The sequence below is a fragment of the Paenisporosarcina sp. P4_E4_2 genome (assembly GCF_056401595.1).
Genome location: NZ_JBFUJC010000126.1, coordinates 1 through 8,374 on the forward strand (window position 1 = coordinate 1; position 8,374 = coordinate 8,374).

At 40.6% G+C, this 8,374-nt stretch carries 6 protein-coding genes and 2 pseudogenes; 4 read left to right on the forward strand and 4 right to left on the reverse strand.

Translation table 11 applies throughout. The features are described from left to right. Nucleotides 1–1,064, forward strand: a pseudogene (locus AC1DSB_RS10380) (transglycosylase domain-containing protein); the annotation flags it as partial. A 218-nt stretch (nt 1,065–1,282) separates the two neighbouring features. On the opposite strand, the gene acsA reads toward AC1DSB_RS10380, so the two are convergent. Continuing rightward, nucleotides 1,283–3,001, reverse strand: coding sequence for an acetate--CoA ligase (gene acsA, locus AC1DSB_RS10385; protein ID WP_477531189.1), 1,719 nt, complete (start codon nt 2,999–3,001; stop codon nt 1,283–1,285). Between the two features lie 171 nt (nt 3,002–3,172). Between acsA and AC1DSB_RS10390 the strand changes: the two genes are divergently transcribed. Genes AC1DSB_RS10390 through AC1DSB_RS10400 form a run of 3 tightly spaced genes read left to right on the forward strand, consistent with a single transcriptional unit; the run spans nt 3,173 to nt 5,626 of the window. Then, nucleotides 3,173–3,805, forward strand: a complete 633-nt coding sequence (locus AC1DSB_RS10390) for a GNAT family N-acetyltransferase (protein ID WP_477531190.1) — start codon at nt 3,173–3,175, stop codon at nt 3,803–3,805. 22 nt (nt 3,806–3,827) lie between these two features. Continuing rightward, on the forward strand, nt 3,828–4,475 hold the full coding sequence (locus AC1DSB_RS10395; protein ID WP_477531191.1) for an acetoin utilization AcuB family protein: 648 nt from the start codon (nt 3,828–3,830) through the stop codon (nt 4,473–4,475). Further along, on the forward strand, nt 4,445–5,626 hold the full coding sequence (locus tag AC1DSB_RS10400; protein WP_477586678.1) for an acetoin utilization protein AcuC: 1,182 nt from the start codon (nt 4,445–4,447) through the stop codon (nt 5,624–5,626). The genes AC1DSB_RS10395 and AC1DSB_RS10400 overlap by 31 nt, the downstream gene beginning before the upstream one ends. Nucleotides 5,627–5,666: 40 nt before the next feature. Here AC1DSB_RS10400 and ccpA read toward each other — a convergent pair whose 3' ends face one another. The 3 genes and pseudogenes from ccpA to AC1DSB_RS10415 all read right to left on the reverse strand — a co-directional run. Then, nucleotides 5,667–6,665, reverse strand: coding sequence for a catabolite control protein A (gene ccpA / locus AC1DSB_RS10405; RefSeq protein ID WP_016426594.1), 999 nt, complete (start codon nt 6,663–6,665; stop codon nt 5,667–5,669). A gap of 120 nt (nt 6,666–6,785) precedes the next feature. Beyond that, nucleotides 6,786–7,871, reverse strand: coding sequence for a bifunctional 3-deoxy-7-phosphoheptulonate synthase/chorismate mutase (locus AC1DSB_RS10410; RefSeq protein WP_016426593.1), 1,086 nt, complete (start codon nt 7,869–7,871; stop codon nt 6,786–6,788). 221 nt (nt 7,872–8,092) lie between these two features. Continuing rightward, a pseudogene (locus AC1DSB_RS10415) lies at nt 8,093–8,374 on the reverse strand (YtxH domain-containing protein); the annotation flags it as partial.

Sequence of the window (8,374 nt, forward strand, 5' to 3'; positions counted from 1 at the left end):
CTCCACAAACATCATATATCGTAACTGATATGCTAAGAGATGTTTTATCTGAAGGTACTGGTAGACGGGCGCAATCGGAATTGAAATTCAATTCTGATTTTGCAGCTAAAACGGGAACAACAAATAATGCACACGATGTTTGGTTCATGGGATATAACCCTTCTATTACACTTGGTGTATGGCTAGGTTACGATACTCCAACCAATTTAAATATTTCGAATGGCACTTATCAACAACCAGGAACTCGCGTCAATATGTTATGGGCTAGATTGATGAATAGTTCATATGATGTGAATCCTGAACTGGTGGACCCAGCTGCCGAGTTCAAGCGGCCTAAAGGCGTTGTCTCTCGTTCATTCTGTGCAATTTCAGGAATGTCTCCATCAGAAGAATGTTCTCGTGCAGGTCTTGTTAGATCTGATTTATTCAATGCCAACACTTACGTATCAAGGAAAGCAGATGATAGCTTCGTCTCATCATCTTACGTCATGATCGATGGCAAACGTTATCGCGCACTTTCGTCAACACCTAGCGAATTTGTCGTCAGTGGTGGAGTTGGTGTAAACAAAGACTTTATTAATCGTATGTTTGGCAATATCAACGGTGATGCAAGTAAGCTTTTTCCTCAAAATTCCAGTTTTGCAGACCGGGTAGTATCTGAAGATACATTCGATGCTGATGGGGCTTCACCGGGATCAGTTTCTGCTTCCATTTCAGGAAGAACTCTAACTTGGTCGAATTCCGCTTCCAAAGATGTCGTTGGATACCGAGTGTTCAAAAGTACTGGTGGCAATGCTTTGTTAACTTCCGTCAAAGAAGCAAGTGGCAACTCGTATCAATTGAGCAGCCCAGGCACATACTTCGTGGTTGCTGTGGATATTACAGGGAACCAATCTCCCGCATCCAATATGGTAAATGYAGAAGCACCTGAACCAGAACCTAAACCTGGTACAGAACCAAAGCCGAAGCCAGATCCAAAACCTAAACCGGATCCGAAACCTAAGCCGCCTCCAGTAGAGCCACCTCCAGTAGAACCACCTCCTGGAGATGGTGAAGGAGCATAAAATTAAAAAGCAGTGAAACTTATCAGCATCGATAAGTTTTACTGCTTTTCTATTTGTCTAGCTTCAAGCGCTAGCCCTCGCTTCCGCTTCACTCGGTCGGAGTCAGGCAATGGCCAGCTTCACATTTCAAAGTGTCTAGATAAAATGACGTGATACGCTTTTCAATAAAGAAATGCCAACAGCTAGCACTGCAGTAGTGCAAACTGTTGGCATTTTCATTAATCTTCCATTGTAGATAAATCGCCTGTTGGTAAATCAAGTTCCCACGCTTTTAACACACGTCTCATGATTTTCCCACTGCGTGTTTTCGGTAGCTTGTCTTTAAATTCAATTTCACGCGGAGCAGCGTGTGCAGCTAAACCTTTTTTAACGAACTGTTGTATATCAGCAATCAATTCGTCCGAAGGTTCAACACCTTCTTTCAATGCTACGAATGCTTTAATGATTTCTCCACGAACTGGATCCGGTTTTCCGATTACACCCGCTTCGACAATTGATGGATGCTCGAGAAGCTTGCTTTCCACTTCAAATGGTCCTACGCGTTCGCCAGAAGTCATGATGACATCGTCAATACGCCCTTGGAACCAGAAATACCCGTCTTCGTCCATGTAAGCAGAATCTCCTGAAACGTACCATTCATCGTTAAGGAAATACGATTGATATTTTTCAGGATTATTCCAGATTTGACGCATCATTGATGGCCATCCTTTTTTAAGTGCCAAGTTCCCCATTTGATATGGAGGCAACTCAACCCCACGATCGTCCACGATAGCTGCTTTCACACCTGGAATTGGTTTGCCCATTGATCCAGGGCGAATTGGCAAGCACGCATAGTTACAAATCATCTGAGCGCCTGTTTCTGTCATCCACCATGTATCATGTATACGATGGCGGAATACTTCTGCTCCCCATCTGATTACTTCTGGATTCAATGGTTCGCCGACAGATAAAACGTGACGCAGTGAAGATAAATCATATTCCTTCACTAAAGCGTCGCCAGCTCCCATCAACATACGGAAAGCGGTTGGCGCACTATACCAAATCGTTACACCGAAGTCTTCAATCGCCTGGTACCATGCATCAGGAGAAAAACGTCCTCCTAACACAACCATTGTTGTTCCAGTTAACCATGGACCAAAAATTCCATAAGAGGTCCCTGTTACCCAACCTGGATCTGCTGTGCACCAGTAAATATCCTGCTCTTTTAAATCCAAGACCCATTTTGCAGTCTGATAATGTTGTACCATCGCTTCCTGTACGTGTAATACACCTTTAGGCTTGCCAGTTGAACCAGACGTATAATGAAGAACCAATCCATCTTCTTTATCGAGCCACTCCACTTGGAAATACTGTGAAGCAGTTTTCAAATGTTTCATAAAATCTACTGTTTTATTATCTTCTTCCACGTTTTCGCCGACTAAAAGGATTGTTTCCAGGTGAGGTAATTTATCWACCGGAATACGATTTAACAATTCAGGGGTCGTCACAATCGCTTTTGCTTTACTGTCCACTAAACGATCGTAGACTGCACCTTCCATAAATGCCTCGAACAATGGTCCAACAATTACACCCATTTTTAGAGCACCGATTAACGCAAAATACAATTCAGGCGAGCGCGGCATGAAAATAAATAAACGGTCACCTTTTTCAAGATTTGTATGGGCCTTCAAGGCATTTGCTGCTTTGTTTGTCCATTTTTTCATTTCATTGAACGTATAAGATTCTTTGCGAATTGCATCTTTGTAATAAAGAGCGATTTTGTTTTTTCTGTCTGAATTTGCATGACGGTCAATGGCTTCGTGCGCCACGTTCATACGACCTGTCACATGCCAACTAAACGCCTTTTCTGCCTCTTTCCAATCGAAATTGGCTGCAGTTTCGTCGTAGTTTTGGAGTAAATAATCTCCTTGAACGACCGGAAGTACTTCAAGTTTCATTTCTACCACCCTCTCAATTACGATACAAATACTAGTTTACATTAAATTGAAAGTAAATGGCGAATAATTTTACTTTTTTGACTATGACTCTTCTAATCAAATTGAAAACGTTTTCCTAATGTTTTTTTCATGTATAATGAAACTACGTAATTCTTTTCAGGTGGTGTACAAATGGATCATAAAAAAACCTATAATGCCATGGAATTGAAAACTAGACATGGCCATTTAATTATCGAAGGACCTATATCATCAGCAGATCTTGCACGTTACGACTTTCATGATGATTTGGTGGCATTCCGACCTCCTGCCCAGCAACATAAGGCAATCATCGAAATTGCCAAGTTGCCAGAAGGCAGAATTCTGATAGCTCGTGACAACATGACCATTGTGGGCTATGTAACATTCTTGTATCCTGACCCTTTGGAACGTTGGTCGAAAGGGCAAATGAGCAACTTAATTGAACTGGGGGCCATTGAAGTCATTCCAAAGTTTCGTGGAACCGGTGTCGGAAAGAGCTTGCTTCACGTTTCGATGATGGATGATGCAATGGAAGATTATATCACCATTACTACTGAGTATTATTGGCATTGGGATTTAAAAGGTACTGGACTGAATGTATGGGAGTACCGAAAAGTGATGGAAAAAATGATGAATGCAGGTGGATTGGAATACTTTGCAACCGATGATCCAGAAATCAGCTCCCATCCGGCCAATTGTTTAATGGCTAAAATTGGTGCGCGCATTGACAATGAATCCATTCAACGCTTTGATCAGTTACGTTTTATGAATCGATTTATGTATTAATCCGCAAAGGAGTTTTTGACATATGATTGTGGAACAAATGATGAAAACAAATGTCCTGACCTTACAGCCTTCAAATTCGATTAAAGATGCAATCAGTCTCCTTCGTGAAAGTAAAATCAGACACTTGCCGATTACCGATAATGAAGGCAAAGTAGTAGGGATTGTATCAGATAGAGATATCAAAGATGCCACACCTTCCAATCGGATGGTAGGACATAATCAGGATATATACTCAACACCTCTTGAAGAAATTATGACGAAAAATCCTATAACCGGACATCCGCTGGACTTTGTTGAAGAAGTTGCCACGATTTTCTATGATCAACAAATAGGGTGTCTGCCCATCGTCAGTGGTGGTAAATTAGTTGGTATCGTTACAGAAACAGATTTATTATATAAATATATTGAATTAACAGGCGCCCATCAACCAGGTTCTCAAATTGAGGTTCGTGTACCGAATAAACCTGGTATATTATTTGAAGTTTCCAAAGTTTTTCATGATCATAATTCAAATGTATTAAGTGTTCTTGTGTATCCAGATATCCAAAATGACAACAACAAGATCTTGGTATTCCGTGTAATGACGATGAACCCTCTCGGAATTATTGAAGATATACGTAAAGAAGGTTTCGATGTGCTATGGCCGAACATGCCGGGAATGACAAACTAAAAAAACATGCGGTTTATATATATTCGGATGATCAATTGGGCTACAAATTTTCTGAGAACCATCCATTCAATCAGAAAAGGCTGACTTTGACCACCGATTTGTTGCGAAAAATGAATGCGCTTACAGATGAAGACATCATCGCTCCCCGCATTGCAACGGATGACGAGCTATTGCTTGCGCATGATGCACGATATATTGATATCGTCAAAAAAGCGAGCAAAGGGCTTGTCACTTCTGCAGAAACAGAGAGTTACGGTATTGGGACCGATGACACTCCTATTTTTCCGAATATGCACGAAGCCAGTGCTCGTTTGGTCGGTGGCACGTTAACTGCCGTGGAATATGTAATGGAAAATAAAGCTTCGCATGCCCTAAATCTTGGTGGCGGACTGCATCATGGCTTTCATGGGCGCGCATCTGGATTTTGTGTCTACAATGACAGTTCGGTCGCTATTAAATACATACAGCAGAAGTATAAAGCCCGTGTACTATATATTGACACGGATGCTCATSATGGAGATGGTGTACAATGGAGCTTTTATGAGGATCCTGATGTTTGTACAATCTCCATTCATGAAACTGGGAGATACTTATTTCCTGGAACCGGTAATGTAACGGAACGTGGTACCGGTCAGGGTTATGGAACTTCATTCAATTTACCAATAGACGCCTTTACAGAAGATGAATCATTTTTGGAACTTTATATGACTGCTTTCCGAGAGATTGCTGCCTATTTCAAACCAGACGTCATTATCAGTCAAAATGGAGCAGATGCACACTATTTTGATCCACTGACTCATCTATATGGAACCATGAAAATCTACCACGAGATTCCGAAGCTTGCCCATCAGCTTGCCCACGAATATTGTGACGGCAAATGGATTGCCGTCGGTGGTGGAGGATACGATATATGGAGAGTGGTGCCAAGAGCCTGGTCGTTATTGTGGATGGAAATGAATAATATTCCACTTCCTCAAGTTAATCTACCGAAAGAGTGGTTGGAGAAATGGCAACCGGAATCACCCGTACCATTAATTCCCACCTGGTTGGATCCAGATAACTTATATGAACCCATACCTCGTAAAGAAGAAATTACCGAAAAGAATAAACAAGTGTTGAACAAGGCACTTTATTTAATTCGATCTCATTGAAAAAGGAGTGGACTACGCTAAGCATAGTCCACTCCTTCCATTATTTCACGGAATCTCTTTCTTCAATTCGGTGTGGCAATATTACTGTTTTCTCATCAATTTGTTCTTTGTTCATATATTTTGTCAGCAGACGCATAGATACCGCTCCAATATCGTATAGAGGTAACACGATACTCGTTAATTCTGGACGCACCATTCGTGCTAGCTTCGAGTTTTCAAAACTAATAACTTCAATGTCGTTAGGAACATGGAAACCGGAATCCTGAGCTCCATGAATTAGCCCAATAGCCAGTTCATCGTTTCCTGCAAAGAAAGCCGTAGGTGCATCTTGCATACTCTTTAAGTTACTGAATGCCGCATGCCCTGCGTCATAAGTAGCTTCACTTTCCACTACCAATTCTTCGTTCATATCAAGACCTGCATCCCCTAAAGCTTTTTCATAGCCTGTGAATTTGAATGCACGATTGATGGTGGACGATAATGACCCAGAAACGTACGCGATTCGTTTGTGATTATTTTGAAGCAAGCGATTAACCGCTTCATAAGCTGCCTGGTGATAGTCGATATTTACAGAAGGCATTTTCCCTGAAGGATCAATTGTACCTGCTAAAACGATCGGTACGGGCGATCGCTCCATCATATTTAACAACTCTGTCGATACATGTTCACTCATGAACACAATTCCATCCACTTGTTTTCCAAACATCGTTTCCAGGAGTTGTAACTCTTTATCTTCTCGCTGATCCGAGTTTGATAATATAATATTATAGCGATACATGGTCGCAATATCTTCTATTCCTCGTGCAAGTTCTGCGTAAAAAATATTTGATATATCTGGAATAATAACTCCAACTGTAGTTGTTTTCTTGCTTGCCAGTCCTCTGGCAACCGCGTTTGGACGATACTCTAATCGTTCAATAACGTCCAGCACTTTTTTCCGAGTAGCCGGTTTTACATTCGGATTGCCGTTAACAACTCGTGAAACCGTTGCCATCGAAACGCTAGCTTCACGTGCTACGTCATAAATTGTAATTGTCATGTGCTTACACTCCCTGCTCGGTCCCTATCTCATACCATCATATAATAGTTTTCTGACGTTTTCCAACGTTACGTCAAACGAAAGAAAAATACCGGTTCAGAAATTGAACCGGTAAGATGCTTATGATTGAAATTCGTATGATTTCATGAACTTTTGAAGAGAATCGTAAAACTCGTCAAATTGCTGTAAGTTCATTTGTTGTGCTGCATCAGATAAAGCAACAGCAGGGTCTGGATGTACTTCAGCCATAACACCATCTGCACCAATGGCAATTGCCGCTTTCGCTGTAGGCAATAGTAAATCACGACGTCCTGTTGAATGGGTTACATCCACAAACACAGGTAAATGTGTTTCTTGTTTTAATATTGGAACTGCTGAAATATCGAGTGTATTACGTGTCGCTTTTTCGTATGTTCGAATTCCACGTTCACATAAAATAATTTGATCATTTCCTTGGGAGATGATGTACTCGGCAGCATGAATAAATTCATCAATCGTTGCAGCCATTCCGCGTTTCAATAACACCGGTTTGTTAATGGCACCTGCTGCTTTCAATAACTCGAAGTTTTGCATGTTACGTGCGCCGATTTGAACAACATCAATGTAATCTAATGCCTCTTCTAGATGATGAGGTGTCACAATTTCAGAAACAACTGCAAGATTGTATTGCTCTGAAACACGCTTAAGGATTTTCAAACCTTCAAGTCCAAGACCTTGGAAATCATAAGGTGATGTACGAGGTTTGTAAGCTCCTCCTCGGATCATTCTCAAGCCTTTATGTTGGATTGCATTTGCTACAGCTGCAACTTGATCAAATGATTCTACAGCACATGGACCGAATACAAATGATGGCTTGCCTTCTCCAATGCGTTCCCCATTAATCACAACAATTGTATCTTCTGCTTTCTTTTTACGAGAAACAAGAAGTGCTTTACGGTGATCATCTTCCTGAAGCTCCAATGCAGTTTTAAAGATTTCCTTGAAAATATGATCTACAGTTGATTGCGGTAGTGGACCCGCATTGTTTTCTTTTAGTAAGTTCAACATATGACGTTCGCGAAGAGGATCATATCGGTTGACACCTTGCTTTTCTTTTACTTTTCCAATTTCTTTTACGACTGCAGCACGCTCATTGATTAAACGAAGAATTTCTAAGTTTAATTCGTCAACATTTGTGCGTAAGCTATCTAATTCTTGATGGCTCATACCTTGATCTCCTCTCTTACCCATACAAAATTCACGAAATTCAAACGGAAGATGTATGATGCTTTTTTTGATAATAGAACCATTATAGTATGTACATTTCTAAAAGTCACGCAAAACATCTTTAACGCTTCAACGCGCGAAAGTTTTAATACTAATTGTACTCATGTTTTATACAAGATAAAGCCCACATATCAACTATGCGGGCTTTTTAATTCTTAATATTATAGACTTTTCTTGACTTCTACAGCTTCTTTTAATGCTTGTGYGGTTGAAGTTTCGTTTGAGCTTTCCCCAACAACTTCAGACACTGTATTCGTTACAGTTTCCATGAAATCAATTGGCTCTTCGCCTTCTGATGAAACTGTACCATCATCCATTAATGTTGGCGTTTTTGATTTAATTGACTTGACCTTATCTACCAAAGGACCTGATTTTTCTTTTAATTGAGTTGATAATTGAGACGTTTTTACTTTGGCAGTTGATGATAAATCAACCGTTTTTTC

Coding starts and splice junctions, on each gene's coding strand:
- AC1DSB_RS10390 (WP_477531190.1), top strand. CDS start 3,173: ATGGATCATAAAAAAACCTATAATGCCATGGAATTGAAAACTAGACAT.
- AC1DSB_RS10395 (WP_477531191.1), top strand. CDS start 3,828: ATGATTGTGGAACAAATGATGAAAACAAATGTCCTGACCTTACAGCCT.
- ccpA (WP_016426594.1), bottom strand. CDS start 6,665: ATGACAATTACAATTTATGACGTAGCACGTGAAGCTAGCGTTTCGATG.
- AC1DSB_RS10410 (WP_016426593.1), bottom strand. CDS start 7,871: ATGAGCCATCAAGAATTAGATAGCTTACGCACAAATGTTGACGAATTA.